General features: G+C 73.0%; 24 protein-coding genes and 1 pseudogene. 13 read left to right on the forward strand and 12 right to left on the reverse strand.

Annotated features, from left to right (window positions below):
• Window positions 1-41 precede the first annotated feature (41 nt).
• The 3 genes from ACW69E_RS02290 to ACW69E_RS02300 all read right to left on the reverse strand — a co-directional run bounded on the left by ACW69E_RS02290 (window position 42) and on the right by ACW69E_RS02300 (window position 2,724).
• Window positions 42-1,073, reverse strand: a complete 1,032-nt coding sequence (locus tag ACW69E_RS02290) for an alanine racemase (RefSeq protein WP_457496473.1) — start codon at window positions 1,071-1,073, stop codon at window positions 42-44.
• A gap of 92 nt (window positions 1,074-1,165) precedes the next feature.
• On the reverse strand, window positions 1,166-2,284 hold the full coding sequence (locus tag ACW69E_RS02295; protein WP_457496474.1) for a lipid II:glycine glycyltransferase FemX: 1,119 nt from the start codon (window positions 2,282-2,284) through the stop codon (window positions 1,166-1,168).
• A 137-nt stretch (window positions 2,285-2,421) separates the two neighbouring features.
• Entirely contained in the window at window positions 2,422-2,724 is a 303-nt protein-coding gene (locus ACW69E_RS02300; protein WP_457496475.1) for a hypothetical protein, read from the reverse strand.
• A 356-nt stretch (window positions 2,725-3,080) separates the two neighbouring features.
• On the opposite strand from ACW69E_RS02300, the gene rpsF reads away from it, so the two are divergent.
• The 4 genes from rpsF (at window position 3,081) to rplI (ending at window position 4,818) form a co-directional block, all read left to right on the forward strand.
• Window positions 3,081-3,371: a 30S ribosomal protein S6 gene (gene rpsF / locus ACW69E_RS02305; protein ID WP_093657167.1), complete on the forward strand. Its 291-nt coding sequence runs from the start codon at window positions 3,081-3,083 to the stop codon at window positions 3,369-3,371.
• Between the two features lie 110 nt (window positions 3,372-3,481).
• Complete coding sequence (locus ACW69E_RS02310) at window positions 3,482-4,045, forward strand: single-stranded DNA-binding protein (protein WP_237877926.1); 564 nt, start codon at window positions 3,482-3,484, stop codon at window positions 4,043-4,045.
• Between the two features lie 71 nt (window positions 4,046-4,116).
• A complete protein-coding gene (rpsR, locus tag ACW69E_RS02315; protein ID WP_027765513.1) occupies window positions 4,117-4,353 on the forward strand; it encodes a 30S ribosomal protein S18 in 237 nt (78 codons plus the stop codon).
• 18 nt (window positions 4,354-4,371) lie between these two features.
• Window positions 4,372-4,818: a 50S ribosomal protein L9 gene (gene rplI / locus ACW69E_RS02320; RefSeq protein ID WP_237877927.1), complete on the forward strand. Its 447-nt coding sequence runs from the start codon at window positions 4,372-4,374 to the stop codon at window positions 4,816-4,818.
• A 91-nt stretch (window positions 4,819-4,909) separates the two neighbouring features.
• On the opposite strand, the gene ACW69E_RS02325 is transcribed toward rplI, so the two are convergent.
• Window positions 4,910-6,256 (reverse strand): MATE family efflux transporter, encoded by a 1,347-nt coding sequence (locus tag ACW69E_RS02325; protein ID WP_457496476.1) that lies wholly within the window; start codon window positions 6,254-6,256, stop codon window positions 4,910-4,912.
• A 439-nt stretch (window positions 6,257-6,695) separates the two neighbouring features.
• Between ACW69E_RS02325 and dnaB the strand changes: the two genes are divergently transcribed.
• Together dnaB and ACW69E_RS02335 are read left to right on the forward strand one after the other, a co-directional pair.
• A complete protein-coding gene (gene dnaB, locus ACW69E_RS02330) occupies window positions 6,696-9,404 on the forward strand; it encodes a replicative DNA helicase (protein ID WP_457496477.1) in 2,709 nt (902 codons plus the stop codon).
• An 83-nt stretch (window positions 9,405-9,487) separates the two neighbouring features.
• Window positions 9,488-10,207 carry a helix-turn-helix domain-containing protein gene (locus ACW69E_RS02335; protein WP_457496478.1) on the forward strand — a complete coding sequence of 240 codons (720 nt, stop codon included), beginning with the start codon at window positions 9,488-9,490 and terminating at the stop codon, window positions 10,205-10,207.
• Here ACW69E_RS02335 and ACW69E_RS02340 read toward each other — a convergent pair.
• Complete coding sequence (locus tag ACW69E_RS02340) at window positions 10,162-10,629, reverse strand: VOC family protein (RefSeq protein WP_457496479.1); 468 nt, start codon at window positions 10,627-10,629, stop codon at window positions 10,162-10,164. The genes ACW69E_RS02335 and ACW69E_RS02340 overlap by 46 nt on opposite strands.
• 148 nt (window positions 10,630-10,777) lie before the next feature.
• Here ACW69E_RS02340 and ACW69E_RS02345 point away from each other — a divergent pair, with 148 nt between their 5' ends.
• The gene (locus tag ACW69E_RS02345) at window positions 10,778-11,230 is read left to right on the forward strand and encodes an N-acetyltransferase family protein (protein ID WP_457496480.1); all 453 of its coding nucleotides are present in this window, start codon (window positions 10,778-10,780) and stop codon (window positions 11,228-11,230) included.
• A 252-nt stretch (window positions 11,231-11,482) separates the two neighbouring features.
• Here the strand turns inward: ACW69E_RS02345 and ACW69E_RS02350 are convergent.
• Window positions 11,483-12,256 (reverse strand): annotated as a pseudogene (locus ACW69E_RS02350) (restriction endonuclease); the annotation flags it as partial.
• A 323-nt stretch (window positions 12,257-12,579) separates the two neighbouring features.
• Here ACW69E_RS02350 and ACW69E_RS02355 point away from each other — a divergent pair.
• The 3 genes from ACW69E_RS02355 to ACW69E_RS02365 all read left to right on the forward strand — a co-directional run bounded on the left by ACW69E_RS02355 (window position 12,580) and on the right by ACW69E_RS02365 (window position 17,187).
• The gene (locus ACW69E_RS02355; RefSeq protein WP_457496481.1) at window positions 12,580-14,010 is read left to right on the forward strand and encodes a serine hydrolase domain-containing protein; all 1,431 of its coding nucleotides are present in this window, start codon (window positions 12,580-12,582) and stop codon (window positions 14,008-14,010) included.
• 657 nt (window positions 14,011-14,667) lie between these two features.
• Window positions 14,668-16,041 carry a globin domain-containing protein gene (locus tag ACW69E_RS02360; protein ID WP_457496482.1) on the forward strand — a complete coding sequence of 458 codons (1,374 nt, stop codon included), beginning with the start codon at window positions 14,668-14,670 and terminating at the stop codon, window positions 16,039-16,041.
• Between the two features lie 390 nt (window positions 16,042-16,431).
• Window positions 16,432-17,187 (forward strand): pyridoxamine 5'-phosphate oxidase family protein, encoded by a 756-nt coding sequence (locus ACW69E_RS02365; RefSeq protein ID WP_457496730.1) that lies wholly within the window; start codon window positions 16,432-16,434, stop codon window positions 17,185-17,187.
• Window positions 17,188-17,251: 64 nt separating this feature from the next.
• Here ACW69E_RS02365 and ACW69E_RS02370 read toward each other — a convergent pair whose 3' ends face one another.
• Entirely contained in the window at window positions 17,252-17,794 is a 543-nt protein-coding gene (locus tag ACW69E_RS02370; protein WP_457496483.1) for an NUDIX domain-containing protein, read from the reverse strand.
• Between the two features lie 247 nt (window positions 17,795-18,041).
• On the reverse strand, window positions 18,042-18,920 hold the full coding sequence (locus ACW69E_RS02375; RefSeq protein ID WP_457496484.1) for an alpha/beta fold hydrolase: 879 nt from the start codon (window positions 18,918-18,920) through the stop codon (window positions 18,042-18,044).
• Window positions 18,921-19,031: 111 nt separating this feature from the next.
• On the opposite strand from ACW69E_RS02375, the gene ACW69E_RS02380 reads away from it, so the two are divergent.
• Window positions 19,032-20,966 carry a BTAD domain-containing putative transcriptional regulator gene (locus ACW69E_RS02380; RefSeq protein ID WP_457496485.1) on the forward strand — a complete coding sequence of 645 codons (1,935 nt, stop codon included), beginning with the start codon at window positions 19,032-19,034 and terminating at the stop codon, window positions 20,964-20,966.
• Between the two features lie 378 nt (window positions 20,967-21,344).
• Here the strand turns inward: ACW69E_RS02380 and ACW69E_RS02385 are convergent, their stop codons facing one another.
• From ACW69E_RS02385 to ACW69E_RS02400, 4 genes are all read right to left on the reverse strand, one after another.
• Window positions 21,345-22,517 carry a cystathionine gamma-lyase gene (locus tag ACW69E_RS02385; protein WP_457496486.1) on the reverse strand — a complete coding sequence of 391 codons (1,173 nt, stop codon included), beginning with the start codon at window positions 22,515-22,517 and terminating at the stop codon, window positions 21,345-21,347.
• Between the two features lie 63 nt (window positions 22,518-22,580).
• The gene (locus tag ACW69E_RS02390) at window positions 22,581-23,519 is read right to left on the reverse strand and encodes a fructosamine kinase family protein (RefSeq protein ID WP_457496487.1); all 939 of its coding nucleotides are present in this window, start codon (window positions 23,517-23,519) and stop codon (window positions 22,581-22,583) included.
• Window positions 23,516-24,118, reverse strand: a complete 603-nt coding sequence (locus tag ACW69E_RS02395; RefSeq protein WP_457496488.1) for a low molecular weight protein-tyrosine-phosphatase — start codon at window positions 24,116-24,118, stop codon at window positions 23,516-23,518. Before ACW69E_RS02395 ends, ACW69E_RS02390 begins: the two co-directional genes overlap by 4 nt.
• Before the next feature lie 76 nt (window positions 24,119-24,194).
• Window positions 24,195-24,572 (reverse strand): phage holin family protein, encoded by a 378-nt coding sequence (locus ACW69E_RS02400; RefSeq protein ID WP_457496489.1) that lies wholly within the window; start codon window positions 24,570-24,572, stop codon window positions 24,195-24,197.
• A gap of 57 nt (window positions 24,573-24,629) precedes the next feature.
• On the opposite strand from ACW69E_RS02400, the gene ACW69E_RS02405 reads away from it, so the two are divergent.
• Together ACW69E_RS02405 and ACW69E_RS02410 are read left to right on the forward strand one after the other, a co-directional pair.
• A complete protein-coding gene (locus ACW69E_RS02405) occupies window positions 24,630-24,947 on the forward strand; it encodes a cupin domain-containing protein (protein WP_412695635.1) in 318 nt (105 codons plus the stop codon).
• A gap of 229 nt (window positions 24,948-25,176) precedes the next feature.
• On the forward strand, window positions 25,177-25,392 hold the full coding sequence (locus ACW69E_RS02410; RefSeq protein ID WP_457496490.1) for a DUF5326 family protein: 216 nt from the start codon (window positions 25,177-25,179) through the stop codon (window positions 25,390-25,392).
• Window positions 25,393-25,396: the final 4 nt, after the last annotated feature.

Below are 25,396 nucleotides of genomic sequence, written 5' to 3' on the forward strand. Positions count from 1 at the left end.
ACGGCCGGGCCGTCGTACGGCGCCCGCCGCCGCGCGGCCGCTCAGTTGTCGACCAGCCGGTCGTACTGCGTCGTCGTGTGCCGCAGGATCGCCGTCAGCTCGTCGCCCACCTTCGGCTCCGCGGCCTCCTCCGGCACGAACAGGATCGACACCTGCATGTGCGGCGGCTCGGCGAACCAGCGCTGCTTGCCGTCCCAGACGAAGGGCGAGAGGTTGCGGTTGACCGTCGCCAGCCCGGCGCGCGCCACGCCCTTGGCCCGCGAGGTCATACCGTGCATGGCCTTCGGCGCCTCCAGGCCCACCCCGTGCGAGGTGCCGCCGGCCACCACCACCAGCCAGCCGTCGCCCGGAGCCTTCTGCTGCCGGTAGCCGAAGCGGTCACCCCGCACCACCCGCGTGACGTCCAGCACCGAGCCCCGGTACCGGGTGGCCTCGTGGTCGCCCAGCCACAGCCGCGTGCCGATCCGCGCCCGGAAGCGGGTCTGCGGGAACTGCTGCTGGAGCAGCGCGAACTCCTGAGGCCCCAGATGGCTGACGAACATCGTCTCCAGCGGCAGGCGGGCCGCCCGCAGCCGGTCCATCCAGCCGATGACCTCGTCCACCGCGTCCGTGCCGTCGGTGCGGTCCAGCGGCAGATGGATCGCGAAGCCCTCCAGCCGCACGTCCTCGATCGAGGCGCGCAGCTTGCCCAGGTCCTCCTCCACCACCCCGTGCCGCTTCATCGAGCTCATCACCTCGATGACCACACGGGCTCCGACCAGCGCGTTCACCCCGTCGACCGAGGAGACGGTGCGGATCGCCCGGTCCGGCAGCGGCACCGGCTCCTCACCGCGGCGGAAGGGAGTGAGCACCAGCAGGTCCCCGCTGAACCAGTCCTTCATCCGGGCGGCCTCGTACGTCGTGCCCACGGCGATGACGTCCGAGCCGGAGCGGGTCACCTCCTCGGCCAGCCGCTCGTGGCCGAAGCCGTATCCGTTGCCCTTGCAGACCGGGACCAGCCCCGGGAACTGCCGCAGCACCGTCTGCTGGTGCGCCCGCCAGCGTTCGGTGTCGACGTAGAGGGAGAGCGCCATGGCCGTACGGAACCTTTCTCATCGGTCCCGGCGTGCGCCGGCGGGCCGTCTTCCGTCCCGCCGGCCTCGCCGGACGTGCGTGGAGCAGGGCGTCAGCGGCGCGACATGTAGATGTCGAGCGCCTTGTGCAGCAGCTTATTGAGCGGAAAGTCCCACTCGCCGAGATACTCGGCGGCCTGGCCGCCGGTGCCCACCTTGAACTGGATCAGACCGAAGAGGTGGTCGGAGTCGTCCAGGGAGTCGCTGATGCCGCGCAGGTCGTACACGCTCGCCCCGAGCGCGTACGCGTCCTGCAGCATCCGCCACTGCATGGCGTTGGAGGGGCGCACCTCGCGCTTGTGGTTGGCCGAGGCGCCGTAGGAGTACCACACGTGCCCGCCCACGATCAGCATGGTGGCCGCGGCCACCGGCTCGCCCTCGTGCTTGGCGAAGTACAGCCGCATCCGGTTGGGGTCCTCGGAGTTCAGCGCCGTCCACATCCGCTGGAAGTAACCCAGGGGACGCGGCCGGAAGCGGTCGCGTTCGGCCGTGACCTCGTACAGCTCCTGCCACACCGGCAGGTCGTCGTAGCCGCCCTGCACGACCTCGACGCCGGCCTTCTCGGCCTTCTTGATGTTGCGCCGCCACAGCTGGTTGAAGCCCTTGTGCACCTCGTCCAGCGAGCGGTTCTCCAGCGGCACCTGGAAGACGTAGCGCGGCTGGACGTCGCCGAAGCCGGCGCCGCCGTCCTCGCCCTGCTGCCAGCCCATCCGCCGCAGCCGGTCGGCCACCTCGAAGGCGCGCGGCTCGATGTGGGTGGCCTCGACGTCGCGCAGCCGCTTCACGTCCGGGTTCTGGATGCCGGCCTTGATCGCGGGGGCGTCCCAGCGCCGGATCACCACGGGCGGACCCATCTTCACCGAGAACGCGCCCTTGGCCTTCAGATGCGCCAGCATCGGGCGCAGCCACTCCTCCAGGTTCGGCGCGAACCAGTTGATCACCGGCCCCTCGGGGAGATAGGCCAGGTAGCGCTTGACCTTGGGAAGCTGGCGGTACAGCACCAGGCCCGCCCCGACCAGCTCGCCGCCCGGGTCGAACCAGCCCAGGCTCTCCGAGCGCCACTCGGCCTTCACGTCCGCCCACGCGGGCACCTGCATGTGGCTGGCCGATGGCAGGCTCCGGATATACGCCAGGTGCTGCTCGCGACTGATCGTCCTCAGGGTCAGGCTCATTACGGGGCGCTCCTCCGGCGTACTTCGCAGGGTCTGGCCGGAAGCCTACTGCGCAGGCACGCGCCCCGGACGTGCCAGTACGGGGCCGTGGCGAGCCGCCGCCCGCCGCGCCCCGTCCCGGGCGGGAAGCCGGGAGGTCAGCCGAACAGGCCGCCGTTCGACATGCCCAGGTAGAAGCCGACCGCCGCCGCTCCCATGCTGACGACCAGGGCGAACCGCTCGCCGGTGGTCGCGGAGATCATCTGCCCCCAGCCTCCGGAGACGATCCCCAGCAGCCCGGCCCAGGACGCGATCAGACTGAGACCGGGGAAGAAGCCGGTGACGAACGCGACCACGCCGAGCACCGCGGTCACGGCGACGAACCGGTTCTCGACCGGGTGCCGCCGGCCGTCGGTGTTGAGGAGGAAGGAGACCGGGCTCCTCCGTACCGCCTGTGCCATGGGGAACCTCCCGCGGGACCGTCCGGACGGCCGTGCTGCCGGACCGCCGGACTCCCGGACAGGGCGGATGGGCCGCATCCGCCGGACTTGCGAGGGTGCGACGGGTGACGCGTGTCACGCCCCCTGTGTCCAGATTGCGGGGACCGGGCACCGGATTTCAACCCGAGTGGCGGTGCGGGTACTCTGTACCGTCTGCGCGGTGTCTGCCCGGCGGCGACCGGATCCGGGAACGGACCGGGGACTTTCCGGGGAACGGACCGGGACTGTCAGTGCCGGCCGATACCGTTGCTCACGCATCACGACCCTCCTGCCACGGAACGACCGTGGCCGCCGAGTCCAGAGGAGGTGGGTTCCACATGCGTCACTACGAGGTGATGGTCATCCTCGACCCCGATCTCGAGGAGCGCGCTGTCTCCCCGCTGATCGAGAGCTTCCTTTCCGTCGTCCGCGAGGGCGAGGGGAAGGTCGAGAAGGTCGACACCTGGGGCCGTCGTCGTCTCTCGTACGAGATCAAGAAGAAGCCCGAGGGCATCTACTCGGTCATCGACCTGCGGGCCGAGCCCGCGGTCGTCAAGGAGCTCGACCGTCAGATGAACCTGAACGAGTCGGTTCTGCGGACCAAGGTCCTCCGCCCCGAGACCCACTGAGCGCCCCCGCTCAGCGGATCCCGGGCAACCGGTAGCGCCTCCGGCACTCCGGAAGCACCGGCACCACAGCATCACCAGCAGCCAGCAGCACCCCGCCGAGAGGTTCACCCATGGCAGGCGAGACCGTCATCACGGTCGTCGGCAATCTGGTCGACGACCCCGAGCTGCGCTTCACCCCCTCCGGTGCGGCGGTCGCGAAGTTCCGCGTCGCGTCCACTCCCCGCACCTTCGACCGCCAGACCAACGAGTGGAAGGACGGCGAGAGCCTGTTCCTGACCTGCTCGGTGTGGCGGCAGGCGGCGGAGAACGTCGCCGAGTCCCTCACCCGGGGCACCCGCGTCATCGTGCAGGGCCGGCTCAAGCAGCGCTCTTACGAGGACCGCGAGGGCATCAAGCGCACGGTCTACGAGCTGGACGTCGACGAGGTCGGCGCCAGCCTGCGCAACGCCACGGCCAAGGTCACCAAGACCACCGGCCGCGGCGGCGGCCAGCAGGGCGGTGGCGGCGGCTGGGGCGGCGGCCCCGGCGGCGGCCAGCAGGGCGGCGGCGCACCCGCGGGCGACCCGTGGGCGACCGGCGCTCCGGCCGGCGGCCAGCAGGGCGGCGGCGGTGGCGGCTGGGGCGGTGGCTCCGGCGGTTCCGGCGGCGGCTACTCGGACGAGCCCCCCTTCTGAGGGACCCCCAGGGGTTCCGGGAGGGGCTGCGCTCACAGGCACAGACTTCTTGAACCAAACGGAGAGAGACAATGGCGAAGCCGCCTGCTCGCAAGCCGAAGAAGAAGGTTTGCGTGTTCTGCAAGGAAAAGATCAAGTACGTCGACTACAAGGACACGAACCTGCTGCGGAAGTTCATCTCCGACCGCGGCAAGATCCGTGCCCGTCGCGTGACCGGCAACTGCACCCAGCACCAGCGTGACGTCGCCACGGCCGTGAAGAACAGCCGTGAGATGGCGCTGCTGCCCTACACCTCGACCGCTCGATAAGGGAAGGATGACCGACTCATGAAGATCATCCTGACCAACGAGGTCTCGGGTCTCGGCAACGCCGGCGACATCGTCGAGGTGAAGGACGGGTACGCCCGCAACTACCTGCTCCCCCGCGGATTCGCCATCCGCTGGACCAAGGGCGGGGAGAAGGACGTCGAGCAGATCCGCCGCGCCCGCAAGATCCACGAGATCGCCACGATCGAGCAGGCCAACGAGATCAAGGGCAGGCTCGAGGGCGTCACCGTGCGCCTGAAGGTCCGCGCCGGCGACCAGGGCCGCCTGTTCGGCTCCGTCACCCCGGCCGACGTCGCCGCGGCGGTGAAGACCGCGGGCGGACCGGACGTCGACAAGCGCCGCATCGAGCTGGACGCCCCGATCAAGACCCTGGGCTCGCACCGGGTCTCGGTGCGTCTGCACCCCGAGGTCGTCGCCAAGATCGGCATCGAGGTCGGCGCCGCCTGACGGCACCCCCGGCACACAGCCGAAAGGGCCGCGGTCCCCGCGAGGGGGCCGCGGCCCTTCGCCGTGCTCCGTGCCGTGCCCGGCACACCGCTCAGGCGCGTACCGCCCCGGTGACGACCCAGCGGCCCGACCGGGCCCGCAGCCACAGAGTGGCCAGCCGCATCCCCATCATCAGTCCGGCGACCGCCCACCACAGTGCGGTCAGCCCCCCGCCCAGCGCCGGGACTGCCAGCGCCACCGGGGCGAACACCACCAGCGTCGCCAGCGCCGCCCAGGCCAGATAAGGTCCGTCGCCCGCGCCCATCAGCACCCCGTCCAGCACGAAGACCACCCCCGCGACCGGCGAGGTCACCGCCACCACCAGCAGCGCGGGCGTCAGCCGGTCGTGTACGGCGGGATCCGGGGTGAACAGCGGCAGCAGGAGCGGGCGCGCCGCGACCACCAGCACCCCCAGCACCACCCCGGAGGCGATCCCCCACCGCACCATCCGCCGGCACGCGGCCCGTGCCCCTGCCGCGTCCCCCGCGCCCAGGTAGCGGCCGATGATCGCCTGCCCGGCGATGGCGATGGCGTCCAGCGCGAAGGCCAGCAGCGACCAGACGGTCAGCGTGATCTGGTGCGCGGCCACCTCGACGTCCCCCAGCCGCGCCGCGACGGCGGTCGCCAGCACCAGCACGGCGCGCAGTGACAGGGTGCGGACCAGCAGCGGCGCCCCGGCCCTGCCGCTGGCCCGGATCCCGGCGGCGTCCGGCCGCAGCGAGGCGCCGTGCCGCCGGGCGCCCCTGACCACCACAACCAGATAGACGGCCGCCATCGCGCACTGCGCGATCACCGTGCCCCAGGCCGAGCCGGCGATGCCCAGCCCGGCGCCGTACACCAGGGCGAAGTTGAGCACGACGTTGGCGGAGAAGCCGCCGACGGCCACGTACAGCGGGGTACGGGTGTCCTGCAGCCCGCGCAGCACACCGGTGGCGGCCAGGACCACGAGCATGGCGGGGATGCCCAGCGCGCTGATCCGCAGATACGTCACCGCGTGCGGGGCCGCGGTCGCGGACGTCCCGAACAGGTCGACGAGGGCGGGCGCGGCGGGCAGTGCGGCGGCCACCACCACCGCGCCGAGCAGCAGCGCCAGCCAGATCCCGTCCATGCCCTGCCGGATGGCGGCGGGCAGGTCGCCGGCCCCGACGCGGCGCGCGACGGCGGCGGTGGTGGCGTAGGCGAGGAAGACGAAGATGTTCACCCCGGTCGTCAGCAGGGTGGCCGCGACGCCGAGCCCGGCGAGCTGAGGGGTGCCCAGGTGGCCCACGATCGCGCTGTCGGCCATGACGAACAGGGGCTCCGCGACGAGCGCGCCGAAGGCGGGGAGCGCCAGCGCGATGATCTCGCGGTCGTGGCGGCGTACCGCGGTGCGTCCGGCCGGCGGGGGAGCGTGTGTCATGATCCGATCCAAACATCCACAAGTAATAGTTGCAATAGATGTGTGACCATTACCATTCCTCACCTGGGGTGAGATCCTCTGCGCCGTTTGTCGCGATCCCGACGCGAGTCGCGAAGTTTTTCTCCTGCACAGCCGGTGGATGGGAAAACAGCAGCTCAGGCCCTGTGTAAAAGTCGGCCGGAGGAGTTCTCCACAGGCCCGTCCCCTGCCCCGTGCACAGGAATCGCCGAGTTCTCCACAGGATGCGGTCGTTCATCCACACGCCCTGTGGATAACCGGATTGGCTGGAGGCCCCCGTAGCCCTACCGTTGTCCGGCGCCCGCCTGCTGTTCCCCTCTTCTTCGCCCGGTCCGCGACCGGGGAGCGGGCGCGCCCAGTGTCAGAGCCGCGCCGTAGGAAAGAGGGGCGCGGGTCGCGAGGAACGGGAGGAGGTGGCGGGGTGACACCGTCCGAGCACGTCGACAGCCCGGCACCCGGATACGCCACCGGCTCCCCCGGCCCGGGGGACCACCTCCCGGTCTCCCGCCGCAGCCGCGACGCCGCCGTCGACGGCGAGCGCCACGACCGCGGCGCCGACGCCTGGCCCTCGGGCCCGGTGGGCGGTTTCGACCGTCTCCCCCCGCAGGACCTCGATGCGGAGAAGTCCGTCCTCGGCGGCATGCTGCTGTCCAAGGACGCCATCGCGGACGTGGTGGAGACCCTCCAGGGCAAGGACTTCTACCGCCCGGCCCACGAGACGATCTACCAGGCCGTCCTCGACCTCTACGCCAAGGGCGAGCCGGCCGACCCCATCACCGTCGCCGCCGAGCTGACCAGACGCGGCGAGATCGCCAAGGTCGGCGGCCCCGGCTATCTGCACTCCCTGGTCCAGGCCGTCCCCACCGCGGCCAACGCCCAGTACTACGCGGAGATCGTCCACGAGCGCGCCGTCCTGCGCCGCCTGGTCGAGGCCGGCACCCGCATCACGCAGATGGGGTACGCGGCCGACGGGGACGTGGACGAGATCGTCAACTCGGCCCAGGCCGAGATCTACGCCGTCACCGAGCAGCGCACCTCGGAGGACTACCTCCCGCTCGCCGACATCATGGAGGGCGCGCTCGACGAGATCGAGGCGATCGGCTCGCGCAGCGGCCAGATGTCGGGCGTGCCGACGGGCTTCACCGACCTGGACTCACTGACCAACGGCCTCCACCCGGGCCAGATGATCGTCATCGCGGCCAGGCCGGCGATGGGCAAGGCACTGGCGCTCGACACCCCGCTGCCCACCCCTGACGGGTGGACCACGATGGGCGACGTCCGCGAAGGGGATGACCTCCTCGACGCCGACGGGCGCCCCACCCGCGTAGTCGCCGCGACCGACGTCATGCACGGCCGCCCGTGCTACCGGATCACCTTCGATGACGGAACCACGGTTGTCGCGGATGCCGAGCACCAGTGGCTCACCGACACCCGCTCCTCCCGGCGCTACGCCCACCAAGCCGCGACGGTGAAGACCACGAAGGAGATCGCGGAGACGGTACGGTGCCTGACCGCCGACCGGCGCACGAACCACTCCGTGCGCAACACCGCTCCGCTTGACCTGCCCGAACGGGCGTTCCCGATCCCGCCCTACACCCTGGGCGTCTGGCTCGGAGACGGCTCAAGCACCGCCGCACGCCTGACCACCGTGGACCCTGAGATCTTGGAGTACGTCCAGAAGGACGGCATCACCACCCGCCCGGTCGGCAACACGGAAGTCACCTATGCTCTGTCTCTGACGGTGGACGCACCGGAACGCCTCAAGCGGTCCTGCGCCGTGTGCGGCACGGAGTTCGTCCCCAGGCTGGCGCATGTCCGCACCTGCGGCCGATCCTGCGGTGGCCGGGCGCGTGCCGCTTCCGCCCCGGTACCACACACCACCTGCGTCGACTGCGGGACCACGTGCTTCTCTCCCTTCACCGAGCCCCGGTGCGCCCCGTGCACCAGGCGGCACGGCAGCTTCCTCGTCCTTCTGCGGGAGCTGGGCGTGCTGGGGAACAAGCACATTCCCGCCGAGTACCTGCGAGGGTCCGTTGCCCAGCGGAGAGCACTGCTGGCGGGGCTTCTCGACACCGACGGCACCGTATCCCGCACCGGTTCCGTGCAGTTCGCCGTCACCAACCACGCTCTCGCCGAAGGGTTCCGGGAGCTGGTCATGAGCCTTGGGTACCGGTGCGGGATGGCGACCAAGCGCGTCAAGGGCAGATCGGAGGAGTCCTCGACCTGCTACACGGTCACCTTCACCACCGACGACGAGGTGTTCCGGCTGGGCCGCAAGCAGCAGGCGCACCGGGACCGCCTCCGCCCGTCCACGCCGAAGCCGGGGCAGCGGTTCATCACGAGCGTGGAGGAGATCGAATCCGTTCCGGTGCGGTGCGTCCAGGTCGACAACCCGGCCCACCTGTACCTGTGCAGCCGGTCCATGGTCCCTACGCACAACAGCACCCTCGCCCTGGACTTCGCCCGGGCCTGCTCGATCAGGAACAACCTGCCCAGCGTGATCTTCTCGCTGGAGATGGGCCGCAACGAGATCGCGATGCGGCTGCTGTCCGCCGAGGCGCGGGTGGCGCTGCACCACATGCGGTCGGGCAGCATGACGGACGAGGACTGGAACCGGCTGGCGCGCCAGATGCCCGATGTCACGGGCGCGCCGCTGTACATCGACGACTCGCCGAACCTGACGATGATGGAGATCCGCGCCAAGTGCCGCCGCCTCAAGCAGCGCAACGACCTGCGGCTGGTCGTCATCGACTACCTCCAGCTGATGCAGTCGGGTGGCTCGCGCCGCCCCGAGAGCCGTCAGCAGGAGGTCTCGGAGATGTCCCGGAACCTCAAGCTGCTGGCCAAGGAGCTGGAGGTGCCGGTGATCGCGCTCTCCCAGCTCAACCGCGGCCCCGAGCAGCGCACCGACAAGAAGCCGATGGTCTCGGACCTTCGTGAATCGGGCTCTATCGAACAGGACGCCGATATGGTCATCCTGCTGCACCGCGAGGACGCCTACGAGAAGGAGTCGCCGCGGGCGGGTGAGGCGGACCTGATCGTGGCCAAGCACCGCAACGGCCCGACGGCGACGATCACCGTGGCCTTCCAGGGGCACTACTCGCGCTTCGTGGACATGGCCCAGACCTGACCCGGCCTGACCTGATCCGACCGGGTGCGGCGCCCGCCCGGTCGGCGGCGCACGGACACGGGCACGGGTGGGAGGCCGGCGAGGTGTACGAGGAGCGGGGGTCGCGGTGGGTGGCCGGCGCGGTGGTGTGGCGCCGGGAGGCCCCTGCGCGGCCTCGGCGGGCGAGGGTGCTGCCGGACGGGTGCATGGACCTGATCCGGACGGCCGGCGGGCTGCTGGTGGCCGGGCCGGACACCAGGGCCCAGCTGACCGACGACCCGCCGGGGGCCGGTTATGTGGGGCTGCGCTTCCCGCCCGGTACCGGGCCGCGCGTCCTGGGCGTGCCGGCGCACGAGCTGCGTGACGCGCGGGTGCCGCTGGAGGCGCTCTGGCCGGAGCGCGAGGTACGGGAGCTGGCCGAGCGGATGGCCGAGCGGACGGCGGGGGCCCGGAGCGGGGCCGCGGTGCTGGAGGAGGCCGCGGCGGTACGGCTGCGGCGGGCGCCGGGCGATCCGCTGACTGCGGCGGTGGCCGCCGGGCTGCGGAACGGCGTGAGTGTCGCCGAGGTGGCGCGCGGGGTGGGGCTGAGCGAGCGGCAGCTCCACCGCCGCTCGCTGGCGGCCTTCGGCTACGGGCCCAAGCCCCTGGCCCGGGTGCTGCGGTTCCGGCGGGCTCTGCGCCTGGTCCGCGGCGGCGTGCCGCCGGCCTCGGCCGCGGCCGAGGCCGGATACGCGGACCAGGCGCATCTGTCGCGCGAGGTCAGGACGCTGGCCGGGGTTCAGCTCTCGGTGCTGCTGTCGGAGGACCGGCCGCCGGAGGGTTGACCGCCGGGGGATTGGTCGCCGGGTGCGCTCTCCGGCAGCGGGGCGAAGAGGGCGACCGCGTTGCCGTCGGGGTCGAGGACGATGGCGTACCGCTGACCCCAGAAGGCGTCCCAGGGCGCCTTGTGCCCGGTGTGTCCGGCTCGTTCCAGTTCGGCGTACTGCCGGTCGACGTCGGCCGGATCGTCGCAGACGAAGGCGAGTTCGACGCGGCCGCCGCCGCTGGGCGGGGTCCAGGAGGGGTCGAAGGAGCGGATGGTCTCGACGGTGTCCCAGGCGATGCGCAGCCCGCCGGGCAGCGGGGCCTCCACATGGGGCTGATCTTCGGCGCCTGCGGGGATGTCGAGTCCGAGGCGGCGGTAGAACGCGAGCGAGGCGGCCATGTCGGAGGTGACCAGGCCGACGAGATCGATACGGGGTGCCATACGGCCATGCTGGGGCTTCGCCGGACCGGAGGTCTTGAAGGAATCGGACGTGTCCGGCGGACGCGCCGGGCGGGTGGCCCGGGCGGGTGGCCCGGTGCGGACGGAAACGGGCCGGTGCCGCCGCGCGGGGCGGCATAGGGTGCCGGTCATGAGCGACTTCGACATACGCCCCGCGACGGCGGACGACCTGCGGGCCATCGTGGACATGCTCGCCGACGACCCGCTGGGCGCCCGCCGCGAGTCGCCCGGCGACCTCGCCCCCTACCGTGAGGCGTTCGCGGAGATCGCCGCCGACCCGCACCAGCACCTGGTCGTAGCGGTCCGCGACGGCCGGGTCGTCGGCACGCTCCAGCTCACCGTCATCCCCGGGCTGTCGCGACGCGGCGCGAGCCGTGCGCTCATCGAGGCCGTGCGCGTCCGCTCCGGCGAGCGCGGCGGGGGTCTGGGCACCCGGCTGATCGAGTGGGCGGTCGAGGAGGCGCGCGGCCTTGGCTGCGCCCTGGTCCAGCTCACCTCCGACGCCACCCGCACGGAGGCCCACCGCTTCTACGAGAGGCTGGGTTTCACGGCCTCGCACGTGGGGTTCAAGCTGGCGCTCTGAGCCCCCGCCGGCTCCTTCCGCCGTTAGACGGCGGGAGGCCCGAAGCCGCGACTTCCGCTTGTGACTTCGGGCCTTTGTGCGCGGTCGTGCCGCACACACCGGCCGTTGTCGGCCGTGCCGGTCGTCAGCGCAGCACCTGGAGCGCCGTCCCCGTGTTCCACGCCTCCAGCAGCGCGCGGTGCACGGTGGGATGCCGTGGCGGGCCGCGAGGCCGAGTGCGGCGGGAGCGAAAGTGGAGGTGGTGACGGACAGGGCCACCTCCGCCTCGTGTTCGAGCTTCGCCATCCCGGCGAACTCCCACATCGCCCCGCTCTCCACGGCCCGGTGCGGTGCGGAGTGCTCGCATCGCACCACCAGCCGCCGCCCGTCGGCGGTGCGCCCGACGAGATCGGTGACCAGGCCGCTGTCGGAGCCGGTGTTCGCCACGGTGCATCCGTCGCGGCGGCAGAGGCCGGCGACGTGGTCCTCGAACTCGCGCCGTCCCATCGCGTCCACGGCCGCCGCGGCTGCCGTCGCCGCTCCTGTGATTTCCCGCTCCTGGAGGGTCCGCTTGACGCGTTCGAGGTCCTCGCGGATCGCGGTCAGCTCCCGGCGCTGCTCGCCGGAGGCGTGGATGAGGTGGTTCAGCATGGGGACGATGGTCTGTCCGATGAGCCGGCCCGCGGTCTGGGTGCTGATGCGGGTGATGCGCTCGTCCAGGGCGTCGAGGTCGATGTGGAGAAGGTTTTCCACCGGCCGGGGGCGGGCGTTCCGCTCGGCGTCCAGCAGGTAGGCACGCACCTGACGTGCGACGATGCTGTCGCGCAGCAGCATCGCGACATTGAGGACGGTGCGCCGGGAGAAGACGGCCTGTGACCTTGTGCGTGACTGGACTCCACAGAACTCCTTGAAGGAGTTCAGTTCTGAACCTGTCAAAACGCGGTAACCGTTGCTCTCCAGCTCTTCCCGGTGATCGACCACCAGCGACGTGATGGCCTTGAGCCCCACCTCGAAGTAATCGGCCACCATCCGCGTCGTGACATGCATCCCGTCCGGCAGGACGGAGAGGGCCTTCACCTTGTCCAGCGCGCCCGTGCGTTCGGCCACGCTCTCGCGCAGTGTCCTCGACTCCAGCAGGACTTCCTCGTTCACCGTCACCGTCTCCTCCGTCCGGGCATCACCCCGATGGCGCAGCCCCTCACCGGGAGAACGAGGTGAAACATCTGAAGACACGATCGAATGGCATGAAAGCGTGCGAAGTTCCGCGCCCTGCCACCCCGCACGGTTGTCCACACCCCTGTCACCCGGGGCGGCGGTCGACGCGGTGGAAAACGCTGGCCCCGGCCGGTGTCGCCGGGGAGAGTGGGCGGATGAGTGATTCCAGTGCGGACATGGACGGGGAACTGCTGCCGGAGACCCGTCGCGCGCTCCTCCACAGACTGGCCGTCGCCCAGGCCGAGGGCCGGGTGCCGTCGGCGGTCGGGGCCGTGGTGCGGGACGGGCGGACGGTGTGGACGGGGGTGCGCGGCGGTGCGGTCGGCCCGCCCGGCGCGGCGGGGGAGACGGAGGGCGAGCCGACCGCGGACACCCGGTACCGGATCGGCTCGATCACCAAGACGTTCGTCGCCGTGCTGGTGATGCGGCTGTGCGACGAGGGGCTGCTGGACCTGTCCGACCCGCTCGGCGAGCATCTGGAGGTGCCCGCCGGGGCCGGGGAGGAGGTGGCCCGGGCTACGGTCGCCCAGTTGCTGTCCCATTCGGCCGGGCTGGCCACCGAGCCGCGCGGCCCCTGGTGGGAGCGGACGCCCGGTGAGCTGCGCCCCGAGCCGGCCGACCTGTTCGGCGAGCGGCCCGTGCGGCATCCGGCCGGCCGGCGGCACCACTACTCCAACCTCGGCTACGCGCTGCTGGGCTCCCTGGTGGAGCGGCTGCGCGGCGCGCCCTGGTACGAGGTGCTGCGCGGGGAGGTGCTCGACCCGCTGGGCATGGACTGTACGACGCCGCTGCCGCGGGAGCCGTACGCCCGGGGGTGGGCCGTGCATCCGTGGGCGGACGCGGTGCTGCCCGAACCGCTCGCGGACACCGGGCTGATGGCGCCGGCCGGGCAGCTGTGGTCCACGGCCGGGGACCTGTGCCGCTTCGCGGCGTTCCTGGCGGCGGGCGACGAGAGGGTGCTGGGCGCGGAGAGCCTGGCGCGGATGCGGACACCGGCGGTGGCGCCGGAGGCCGAGTCCTGGGACCAGGCGTACGGGCTGGGGATGCAACTGGTGCGCTCCGGCGGGCGGTTGCTGGCCGGGCACACCGGTTCCATGCCGGGTTTCCTCGCGGCGGTGTGGACCGCTCCCGGGGAGCGGCTGGCGAGTGTGGCGCTGGTCAACGCGACCTCGGGGCTGCCCGTGGGCGGTCTGGCGGCCGATCTGCTGGGGATCGTCGCCGAGCGCGAGCCGTCCTTCCCCGAGCCCTGGCGTCCGCGCTCGCAGACCGGTCCGGAACTGCTGGAGCTGACGGGGGCGTGGTACTGGGGGCCGTCGGCGTTCGCGCTGCGGGTGTGCGAGGGGCGGGCGCTGGAGCTGGTCCCGGTCGGCGGCGCGGGGCGGGCCTCGCGCTTCCGGCCGGAGGCGGACGGCACCTGGACGGGACTGGACGGCTACTACGCGGGCGAGACGCTGCGGGTGGTGCGCGGGGCGGACGGGGAGGTGAGCCATCTGGACCTGGGCACGTTCGTCCTCACCCGGGCCCCGTACGACCCGGAGGCGCCCGTTCCGGGCGGTGTGGACCCGCAGGGGTGGCGCGCGGGGTGAACCCCGCGCCCCGGCCCGGGTGCCCGGGCCGGGGCGTCAGCCCGGCGCCACCGAGTACGGCGGGCGTCACGGGTGCCCGGCCTGGCCGTCGGGTGGCGGGACGGCCACCGGTTTACGCGTGCCCACAGCCGTGGACGCGGGGAATACCCCGCAAGGATCCGGGTACACGGTTTCGCCGCTTTTCCGGGCGCGTCCGGCCGGAATCCGCAAGCCGGTTGGAAAGGGAGCGGGGCGCTCTGGAAAACTGCGCAGAGAACACTCTCCGATGCTTTCTGTGACTGTGTCCGGAAAAGTGAAGATAACGTATGGAGAGTGTGCCGGATTCGAGGTGGCGGATCCTGTGGAGAGAGGCCTCAGGCCGTGCCTCCCGTGTCACGACCGACGGTTGTGGCATGGTGATCGCCGCTGGTGGGCGTGGCGGGGAGGCTTCTTCCGGCCGATCTGCGCGGGCGGCCCGTGCCGGGCGCGGGCGCAGCGCAATTCAGCGGGATGCCGGAGTCCGTGGAATTCGGTGGAAGTCCTGCCGGGGCTTGTGTATCGATCGTGCACCGGTATGGTCGAGACCGCGTATCACCGCTCACGCATATCCGCGGCCAATGAAACGGGGGGCTCTGCCCAGGTGGTTTCCGCTCTGTAAGTGACCGGACCGATCGGAAGATGTACGAGGCGAGACAGACCATGGCCACTACGTCGGCGGGCAACGGAACTCCCCAGCGCGCGGCCGGTGGGCCGCCCACCGGCGGCGGAGGCGGCGACCGGGGCTGGTTCGCGCCGAAGCGGGGCGAGGAGCGAACGGCACCAACGTCCCGCCCGGGACCCGTACCCGCGTCCGGGCCCGGCCCCGCGCCCTCCGCGCCCGGCCCGGTCCCGGAGTTCACCGCCAACCCCGGCTACGGGCGGTTCGAACCCTCCCGCGACGCGACGCTGATACGCCGTGTCCTGGAGGAGGTCGAGCCGGTCTCCCAGGCACTCACCTCGTACTTCTACGCCCTGCTGTTCACCCGGAACCCGGGGGTGCGCACGCTGTTCCCCGCCGCCATGGACACCCAGCGCGACCGGTTGTTCAAGGCGCTGCTCACCGCCGCCGGACTGATCGACGAGCGCCGCACGCTGGTGGAGTACCTCTCCCATCTCGGCCGCGGCCACCGCAAGTACGGCACCAGGCCCGAGCACTACCCCGCCGTCGGCGAGTGCCTGATCGACGCGCTGGCCCGCTACGCCCCGCGCACCTGGGGCGAGGAGGCGGAGGCCGCCTGGGTGCGCGCCTACACGGCCATCTCCCAGATCATGATCGACGCCGCGGCCGAGGACGAGCGCAGGGCGCCGGCGCTGTGGCACGCCGAGGTGGTCTCGCACGAGATGCGCACCTCCGACATCGCCGTCGTCACCGTCCGGCCCGACCAGCCCTATCCGTTCCTGGCCGGCCAGTACGCCAGTGTCGAGACGCCCTGGTGGCCGAAGGTGTGGCGGCAGTACTCCCTGGCCTGCGCCCCGCGCCCGGACGGACTGCTGGTCTTCCACGTCAAGGCGGTGCCGGCCGGCTGGGTCTCGCGCGCGCTCGTCCACCGGGCCCGCCCCGGCGACGTGCTGCGGCTGGGCGGGCCGGCCGGTTCGATGACGGTGGACCACTCCCGCGGCAACGGCCTGCTCTGCCTGGGCGGCAGTACGGGCATCGCCCCCATCAAGGCGCTGGTCGAGGACGTCGCCGGGCACGGCCGTGCCCGGCCGGTGGAGGTGTTCTACGGCGCCCGCAGCGATCTGGACCTGTACGACCTGGACACCCTGCGCGAGATGGAGCGGAGGCTGTCGTGGCTGTCGGTCCGCCCGGTGGTCGAGGGGCCGTCGGGCGGGATCACCGGCCGGCTCCCGGACGCGGTACGGCAGGGCGGCCCGTGGCACGCCTTCGACGGCTATCTGTCCGGTCCGCCGGGGATGATCCGCAGCGGGCTGGAAGCGCTGGTGGGGGTGGGGATCCCCTCCGACCGGATACGGCACGACTCCCTCGGCGGGCTGGTGGCACAGCGGAGTTGAGCCCTGCGGGGCCGGTGCCCGCGGGGCCCGCGGCCTCCCGCGGGAGGCCGGGCGGCGGCGGACGGACGAAGCGGACGCGACAGCGAGACAGGACGGAACCACCACGTGAACCACGACGTGGACGCGACGGAAACGGTCGACGCCACCATGACGCTCAGGACGGTACGCCCGGTCCACACGGCACCCGTGCCGGACCGCGCGGGCCCGGCACATCCGGCACGCCCGGCATGGGCGGCGGACGAGCCGGAGGGCACGGCGCCGGTCGGGCGGCACCGGCAGGCGGCGGGCTTCGCCCCCTCCCCGGCACCCGCCCCCTCCCCGGCACCCGCCACAGCCCCGGACCCCGCTCCCGGCGAGCCCGTACGCCCCGGCAGCGACGGCGAGCACGCGATGCAGCAGCGTCTGGGCACGACCGAGCGCGCCGACCGCTTCTACGGCGAGCAGATGCTCGACCACCTCAACGAGCGGATGCGGGAGTTCATCGGCCGGCAGGAGATGTTCTTCCTGGCCACCGCCGACCGGCACGGCGAGTGCGACAACTCCTTCCGCGCCGGTCCGCCCGGCTTCCTGCACGTGATCGACGAGCGGACCCTGGTCTACCCCGAGTACCGGGGCAACGGAGTGCACGCCAGCCTCGGCAACATCCAGGAGAACCCGCATCTGGGCATCCTGCTGATCGACTTCTTCCAGGCCCGGATCGGTCTGCACGTCAACGGCCGCGCCGAGATCGTCGAGGACGCCGAACTGCGCCCGGCCCACCCGGAGCTGCCGACCGACTCCGTGCCCGGCCGGCGGGCGCTGGTGTGGGTGCGGGTGACGGTGGAGGAGGCCTACATCCACTGCGCCAAGCACATCCCCCATCTGCAGCGGGCGCCCAGGGGGACCCCGCGCGACTGGGGCACGGACGACCAGCGGCGCAAGGGCGGGGACTTCTTCGGGGCGGCACAGGAGGCGCGGCGTCGCGGCCCGGCCGTACGGCCGCCGCGCGAGCGTGATCACGCGGGTGCGCACGGCGGACCCGGCGGGCACGTGCCGCCCTCCGACGACCCGGCGGCCTGGCGCGCCCACGCCGAGCAGTTGCTCGACAAGGCCCGGCGGCGCCGGGCGGAGGGCGAGCGGACGCCGTTCCGGGGCTGGTTCGGCTGAGCGGCCCCGGCTCCCCCGGCTCCCCCGGACCGGGGACCGGGGACCGGGACGACTCGCCGGGGAGTCAGCCCAGGTCCGGGTCCAGCAGGGCGCGTACGCCCTCGATGTTGGCGTCGAGGTAGGCGCGCAGCGAGGGGGGCACCACCTCCACCGAGGCGATGCCCGCGCGGGTGAAGGGGACGCGGACGGCCTCGTACTCGCCGCGCGGCTCCTCGACCTCCGGGCCGTGCCGGCGCGACAGGTCCATCGAGGCCAGCCGGCAGACGAAGAAGAACTGCACCTTCACCGCGCCTCCCACGGCGTCCGCCGCCTCCGCGGCCCGCGGCGCGACGACCGCCGCGCAGCCCCCCGCGTCCTCGGCAGGGTCGTAGGGGACGGTGTCGACGAAGGCGGGGACCACATCGGTCACCTTCGCCCCCAACTCCTCGTCCAGCTCACGGTGGAGGGCGTCGACGACGGTTGCGTCCCCGGTCTCGACACCGCCGCCCGGAGTGATCCAGTACGGCTCGCGGCCGGGCTTGGTCCGCTTGATCAGGATCATCTCGTCGTCATCGATCAGGATGGCCCGGGCGGTGCGCTTGACCACGGGGCGCGCGTCGGCGGTCATGGGGGAGGTCTGGCCCGCTCCGGGGCCGGTGAAACCTTCCGGGACCGGCCGGCGGTGCCGCGTACGGCGGTGGCGGGGATGGCCGCGACCGCCGGGGCCCCGCTGCCGCTGCCCCCGTTGCCCGGGGACGACGGGTCGGCCGAAGCGGCAACGCGCGGGAAGCCGGCGCGGGAGAAGAACACCGATCGCCGGAGACCCGGCGCTCGCCTGCCGGCGCGGCCCGGCCGACGGGTCGGGGGCAGGAGGCTCAGCGGGCCAGCAGGTCCTGGACCGCCGCCGTGATCTCGCCGGGCGCCTCTTCGGCCATGAAGTGCCCGGCGCGGGTCAGCCTGTGGTCCAGGTCCGGCGCCCACGCCTTCCACACCCCGGCGGCGTCGTAGCCCAGCTGTGCGCCCCAGTCCTGCTGGACGACCATCACGGGCATGGCCAGTTGCGACCCGGCGTCCAGATCCGCCTGGTCGTGCGTGACGTCGATGTCCGCCGAGGCCCGGTAGTCCGCGACGATCGAGGTCACCGCCGCGGCGCTCGCGCGCAGGTATTCGGCACGCACATCCTCGGGCATGGCGTTCGGGTCGTTGGCCCAGGCGTCGAGGAACGAACCGAAGAACGCGTCCGCGCTGCCTGCGATCATCGCCTCCGGCAGGCCCGGCGGCTGTGCCATCAGGAAGAGGTGGTAGCCGACCGCCGCCGAGACGCCGTGCAGGACGTTCCACATGTCGAGCGTCGGCACGATGTCGAGGATGCCCAGGTGCGTGATGATCTCGGGGTGGTCCAACCCCGCCCGGAAGGCGACCAGGGCGCCTCGGTCGTGGCCGACGAGGGCAAAGCGCTCGTGGCCGAGCGCCTTCACCAGGTTCACGACATCGGCGGCCATGGTGCGCTTGGCGTACACATCGGGGCCGGTGGCCGCCGGTTTGTCGCTGGCGCCGTAACCCCGCAGGTCGGGACAGATCACCGTGTGCTCGTCGCCGAGCCGCTCGGCGACGTGTCGCCACATCAGGCGGGTCTGGGGGAAACCGTGCAACAGCACGACCGGGCTGCCGCTGCCGCCGACGGACGCGGCCAGCTCCACACCGCCCGCACCGGGCAGGCGGACGTGATCGAAGCCGGGAACGGTGAACGTCATGAGTGGGCACCCTTTCGGGTCGGGGACTTGACCGGACCAGCCTGGGCGACGGCGATCAGCAGCCGATCAGTACGGTTGGGCGCGGCCGGCCCCGGCACGGATGATGGGGTTGTGCGAATCGACGTGCTGGGTGCGGTGCGGGCTCTCCGTGACGACGGCGGCCCGGTCGACCTGGGCGGCCCCCGCCATCGTGAGGTACTCGCCCGGCTCGTCGCCGCCGAGGCACGGATGGTCACCACCGACACCCTTGTCGATGACCTGTGGACCGATCCGCCGGCCCGCGCCGTGGGCGCTCTGCGCACGTTCGTCGCCGCGCTGCGCCGCGCCCTCGAACCCGACCGGCCGCCCCGGGACCCGCCGCGCGTGATCGTCACCGAAGGCCCCGGCTACGCGCTGCGCCTGCCGCGCGACGACGTGGACGTCCACCGGTTCGAGGACGCCCTGGCCCGAGCCCGCCGCGACCCCGGCGCGGTGACCGACCTCGGCACGGCGCTCGCGACCTGGCGCGGACCCGCCTACGCCGATGTGACCGGCTCCGCATGGGCGCAGCGCGAGCGGACCCGACTGGAGGAACTGAGGCTGGAGGGGGTGGAACTGCGCGCCCGCATCCTCCTCGACTCCGGGGAGGGGGCCGACCTGGTCGCCGAACTGGGCGCCCATGTCGCCGAACACCCATGGCGCGAGCCGGCCTGGGAGCTGCTTGCCCGCGCGCTGTACCGCGCGGGCCGCCGGGCCGACGCACTGGCCGTCCTCCGCCGCGCCCGCGCGATGCTCGTCCACCGGCTCGGACTCGACCCCGGCACCGGCCTTCAGCGCCTGGAGACGGACATCCTCAACGGGGCCGCGTCCCCAGGAGCACCTGCCGCGTGGACCGGCCATGGTGTCCGGCTCGGCCCGCGCACCACCGTGGATCTGGCCCGCACCCTCGCGCTGGCGGGCGGCGACGCCCTCGTCCACTCCCGGCGCGACCGCCTCGCCGCCATCCACGCGGCGGAACGCACGGGAGACCTCTCCCTGACCGCCCGGACCATCGGCGCCTACGACGTGCCCGCCATCTGGAGCCGCGCCGACGATCCCGAGCAGTCCCGCGCCGTCATCGCGGCCGCCGAGCGCACGCTCACCGGGCTCGGCCCGGACGGTCCCGCCGACCTGCGCGCCCGCCTCCTGGCCACGGTCGCCGTCGAGAGCCGCAGCGCCGATCTGTCCGAGACCGAGCTGAAGCACGCGCGGCGGGCGGCGCGACAGGCGGAGGAGCTGGCACGGCGCCTGGCCGATCCCGCCCTGCTGGCCTTCGCCCTCAACGGGGTGTCCCTGCAGTCCTTCACCCGCCCCGGACTCGCGGCGGCACGGGACGGGACCGGCGCCGAGATCCTCGACCTGGCCACCCGGCACGAGCTGCCCAACTTCGCCGTACTCGGCCGACTCGTCCGCCTGCAGTCGGCCTCGGCCCTCGGCGACCTCGACGCCGCGGCCTCACACGCCGACGCGGCCGACCGGCTCGCCGCCACCACCGAGGCGCCCCTCGTCCCCGTCCTCACCGGGTGGTTCAGGGCCCGGGCCACGGCCGCCCGCAGCGCCGAGCCCGGCGGACCGACCGCCGCCACGGCGGCAGCGCGCTACCGCCGTGCCGAGGACGCCCTTAGGGCGGCCGGAATGCCGGGGCTGCACCGCGGACTGTTCCCGCTCGCCCTGCTGGGACTGCGTCTGCTGCACGGCCGGCCGGCGCCCACCGACCCGCACCTGGACTGGGGCCCGTACAGGCCCTGGACGCGGCCCCTCGTGCTGCTCGCCGAGGGCCGGGGCGAGGAAGCCCGTACCGCCCTCGCCGCGGCCCCCGAACCACCGCGTGACCACATGCAGGAGGCCATGTGGTGCCTGACCGCCCGCGCCGCCGTACGTCTCGGCGAGCGCGGAACCGCCGCACGCTGTGCGGCCGTCCTGCGTGATGCCCGTGCGGAACACGCCGGCGCCGCCGGTGGAATGCTCACCCTGGGCCCGGTGGCGCGGTACCTGGCGGAAGCGGAGGCGTGCGCCGGAGCGGGGTAGGCGACCGCAGTCCGCGAACCCCGGACCCGTCCGCGCTCACCCCACGGCCCGGCGGAATCAGGTCGCCATGACGTTCAGGGCGTCCTTCGCCGACGCCGGAGGACCGCGGCCCGGGGCGGCCGGGGGAGGCGGGACCGCCCCCGGGGCCGGCACGCCCGAGCCTCGTCGGAAGCGGGGGAATCACGACAAGATCAATCTCACCGGGATCACCTGTGCCGCAACCACTCACATCCGGATATGACGACTGGACAACAACGCTCGGTCAACTACCCTTGACCATGCGCTGTTTACGCGCGTCGCACGGGGCGGCTTGAGGCAGGAGGGGGGAGCATCAAGCCGCCCCGCGCCCCACCGCGCGCCTTCCCACCGGCCCGTACGTCAGCCGCGCCCGGCCTCGTCCAGCGCCGCCCGGACGTCGGCGACCAGATCGGCCGCGTCCTCCACACCCACCGACATCCGCACGAAGCCCTCCGGCACCGCGTCCCCGCCCCACCGGCCGCGCCGCTCGGCGGTGGAGCGCACCCCGCCGAAGCTCGTCGCGTCGTCCACCAGCCGCAGCGCGGCAAGGAACCGTTCGGCGAACCCCTTGTCCGGCAGCGTGAAGGAGACCACGCAGCCGAAGCGCCGCATCTGCCGAGCCGCCACCTGGTGCGCCGGGTCGTCCGCCAGCCCCGGGTGCCGTACACCGCTCACCTCCGGCCGCTCGCGCAGCGCCTCGGCGACGGCGAGCGCGTTCGCGGCCTGCCGCTCGGTGCGCAGCTCCAGCGTGGCCAGGGAGCGGTGCGCCAGCCACGCCTCCACCGGCCCGGGGATCGCGCCGACCGTCTTGCGCCACAGCCGCACCGACGCCGTCAGCTCCGCGTCCCGGCACGTCACATAGCCCAGCAGCACGTCACCGTGGCCGGTCAGCGCCTTGGTGCCGCTGGCCACCGCGTAGTCGGCGCCCAGTTCCAGCGGCCGCTGGCCCAGCGGGGTGGCCAGGGTGTTGTCCACGGCGACCAGCGCGCCGCGCTCGTGGGCGGCGTCGGCCAGGCGGCGGATGTCGCACACGTCCAGGCCGGGGTTGGAGGGGGACTCGATCCACAGCAGTGCCGCCCCGTCCAGGGCGTCGAGCTGCGCTTCGCCGCCGGTGGGCGCGGTACGCACCTCCACCCCCCAGCCCTCCAGCCGCTCGCGCATCGGAACGAGCAGGTTGTAGCCGTCCGAGGGCAGCACCACCACGTCGCCGGGCCGTGTCCGGGACAGCAGCACCGCGGAGATCGCGGCCATGCCGGAGGCGAAGACGGTCGTGCGCGCCGTCCCGTCGCCGGGAGCCTCCAGCTCGCTGATGGCGCTCTCCAGGCCCGTCCAGGTGGGGTTGCCGTCGCGGCCGTAGGTGTAGGGGGCGTGCGCCGGATCGCCGGGCAGGTGGAAGTGCGCGGCCAGCACCGGGCCCGGCAGCGGCGGCGCGTACGGCTCCTCCTCGGGCAGCCCGGCCCGCACCACCCGCGTCCCGTCCCCGTCCCCGCGGACGTCGCCCGGCTCGTTCCGCCCGTCCCGCTCGCGCGTCATGTCCCGCTCCTCGTCGCTCTCCCCCGCCAGCCCTTCCGGCGCCTTCGAGCGTACGTGCGTGGCTCAGCCGAGCGCCGCCCGGGCCGCCGCACCGCAGCGGGCGCCGTAGCCGGAGCCGAAGAGGACGGCGTGCACCAGCAGATGCTGGAGCTGGTGCAGCGGCACGCGCTCCCCGCGTCCGGGCAGCGGGCGGACCTCCTCGTAAGCCGCCAGCAGCCGCTCCAGATGCGGGCAGCCGAACAGCTCCAGCACCGCCAGGTCCGTCTCGGGGTGACCGCCCTGCGCGGCCGGGTCGATCAGACGGGCACGGCCGTCGGGGGACCACAGGACGTTGCCCGACCAGAGATCCCCGTGGACGACGGCGGGCGGCTGAACGGGGCCCGCCAACCCACCGCCCGCCGCCCCGCCCGCGGCCAGCGCCTCGCACAGCCGCTCCACGTCCCGGGCGTCCCCCGGGCCGATCCCGCCGCCGTCCACCGCCCGCCGCAGCAGGGGCAGCAGCCGCCACTCGGCGTGGAAGGCCGGCCAGTCCTTTGCCCCGGAGGGCGGTTCGGGTGGCGAGGGCAGGGGCACCGAGCCCAGATGGACGGGGAGGGCGGGGTCCGTGCCGCCCCAGACCGGGGCCGGTGAGGAGTGCAGGGCGGCCAGTTCGCGGCCCAGCCGTTCGGCCTGTCCGGCGCTCGCCGCGCCCGGCTCGACCCACTCCAGCACCAGTACGTCCGGCCCGGCGCCGATCACCTCCGGCACGGCCACCGCGCCGGTGGAGCGCAGCAGCTCCAGACCGGCGGCCTCGGCCGCGAAGAAGCCCGGGGGAGCGCCGTCCAGGGTCTTGGCGAAGACGGTGCGGCCGTCCGCGAGCTCGATCCGGTACGCGTCGCAGATGTCGCCGCCGCCCACGGGCCGTACCTGCCCGGCGGCCGAGCCGGTCAGGGCGGCCGCCCGCCCGGCGACGCCCTCCCCGGACTCTCCGGGCCCGCCCGAAGCGCCCGCCACACCCGTCACAGCGGCGCCGCCCCGCCGGTCCCGCCGTCACCGGCCCCGCCGTCACCGGCCCCGCCGTCTCCGGCCGGCGGCCCGCCGAGAGCGGCCCGCACCTCCTCCAGCAGGCCCGGCACGGCCTCCTCCACCAGGGTCAGGCACTCCTCGAAGCCCTCCGGCCCGCCGTAGTACGGGTCGGGCACGTCCAGGTCGCACGAGCCGCCGCCCGCCCCGGGGGCGTACGACCGCAGCAGCCGGACCTTGCGCGCGTGCCCGGGGCCGGGCGCCAGCCTCCGCAGGTCCCGCAGATGCCCCTCGTCCAGGGCGATCACCAGATCAAGCCGTTCGAACCAGTCGCGACGGAACTGCCGTGCCACGTGCTCGTGCACGTATCCGGCGGCCGTCAGCACCGCGACGGTGCGCGAGTCGGCGCTGTCGCCGGCGTGCCAGCCGCCCGTCCCCGCGCTGCTCACCTCCACCAGCTCCGCCAGGCCGGCCCGCTCCGCATGGGCGCGGAAGACGGCCTCGGCCATGGGGGAGCGGCAGATGTTGCCGGTGCAGACGAAGCAGACGTGGTAGGGCGTACGGACGCCGCCGGGGGCGCCGGGGTCGGAGGTGCGCATGCCCTCCATCATCGGCGACGCTCCAGGCCTCCCCGGCCCCTGCCCCCGTCGTCTTCCGTCCTTCTGCGCGCGGCGGTCAGTCGCCGTCGGGCAGCACCATGCTCACCGCCCACGACACGATGGAGATCACCAGGGCGCCGAGCACCGCCGTCCAGAAGCCGTCCACGCGGAAGGCCAGGTCGAACTGCTCGGCCAGCCAGGAGGTGAGCATCAGCATCAGCGCGTTGATCACCAGGGTGAACAGGCCGAGCGTGAGAACCAGCAGCGGCAGGGACAGCAGTTTCGTGATCGGCTTGACCACGGCGTTGACGACGCCGAAGATCAGCGCGACGAGGACCAGCGTGAGAGTCTTGCCCGCGGTGTCGTCACCCGTGAGCGTGATGTCGTCCAGCAGCCAGACGGCGACGGCCAGGGCCACCGCGTTGGCGATCGTTCTGACAAGGAAATTCACCATGTCCGAGATCGTTCCAGAAACGGGGACGGTCGCCTACCGGTGAGGGGTCGAGGAGTCATGAAGGCGTTCCGGTTGGAGGAACTGGAGGCGGAGCGGGCCGCCAACGACGGCGCGTACCTGCAGTTCCTGCGCGAGAGGAACATGTCCGTCGGCCTGTACGCCCTGGATCGGGGCTCGCTCGACCCACAGCAGCCGCACCGGCAGGACGAGGTGTACTTCGTCGCCAGCGGCCGGGCGCTGATCACCGTCGGGGACGAGACCACCCCGGTCGCGCGCGGCAGCGTGGTCTACGTGCCGGCCGGTGTGCCGCACAGGTTCCACCACATCACCGAGGACCTGCGGGTCCTGGTGGTCTTCTCTCCCCCCGAGGGCTGACCGGGTCCCTCCGGCCGTGCGGGAGGTCCGGCCGTACGGGCGGTCCGGGACGCCGCCCCGCGGACGGGACCTCCGAAGCACGCCCTAGGGGTCCGGTCAGGGAAGGACCCGGGCCCGCGGCGTCCCGGCGCAGGGCCCGCCCGCCTAGCATCGGAGGCGGAAGCACCGGACGCACCCGGCCGCCGGGTCCTCCCGGTGGCCGAAGAATTCAGGAAGCGGGTACACGGTCATGGATCTCAAGGAGACCTTCGCGGCGCTGCCGTGGTGGGTGAAGTGGGTCGCGATCCCGCTCATCGCGATCTTCGTCTTCGGCGGCCTGATCTTCGCCGTCGTCGGCTTCGTCGTGAAGCTGCTCTTCAAGGTCCTGCTGTTCGTGGCGCTGGTCGGCGCACTGGTCTACCTGGTGCGGAAGTTCACCTCCTCCGGATCCTCCTCGGGGGGCTGACGCC

The organism is Streptomyces sp. SS8 (genome assembly GCF_054072955.1).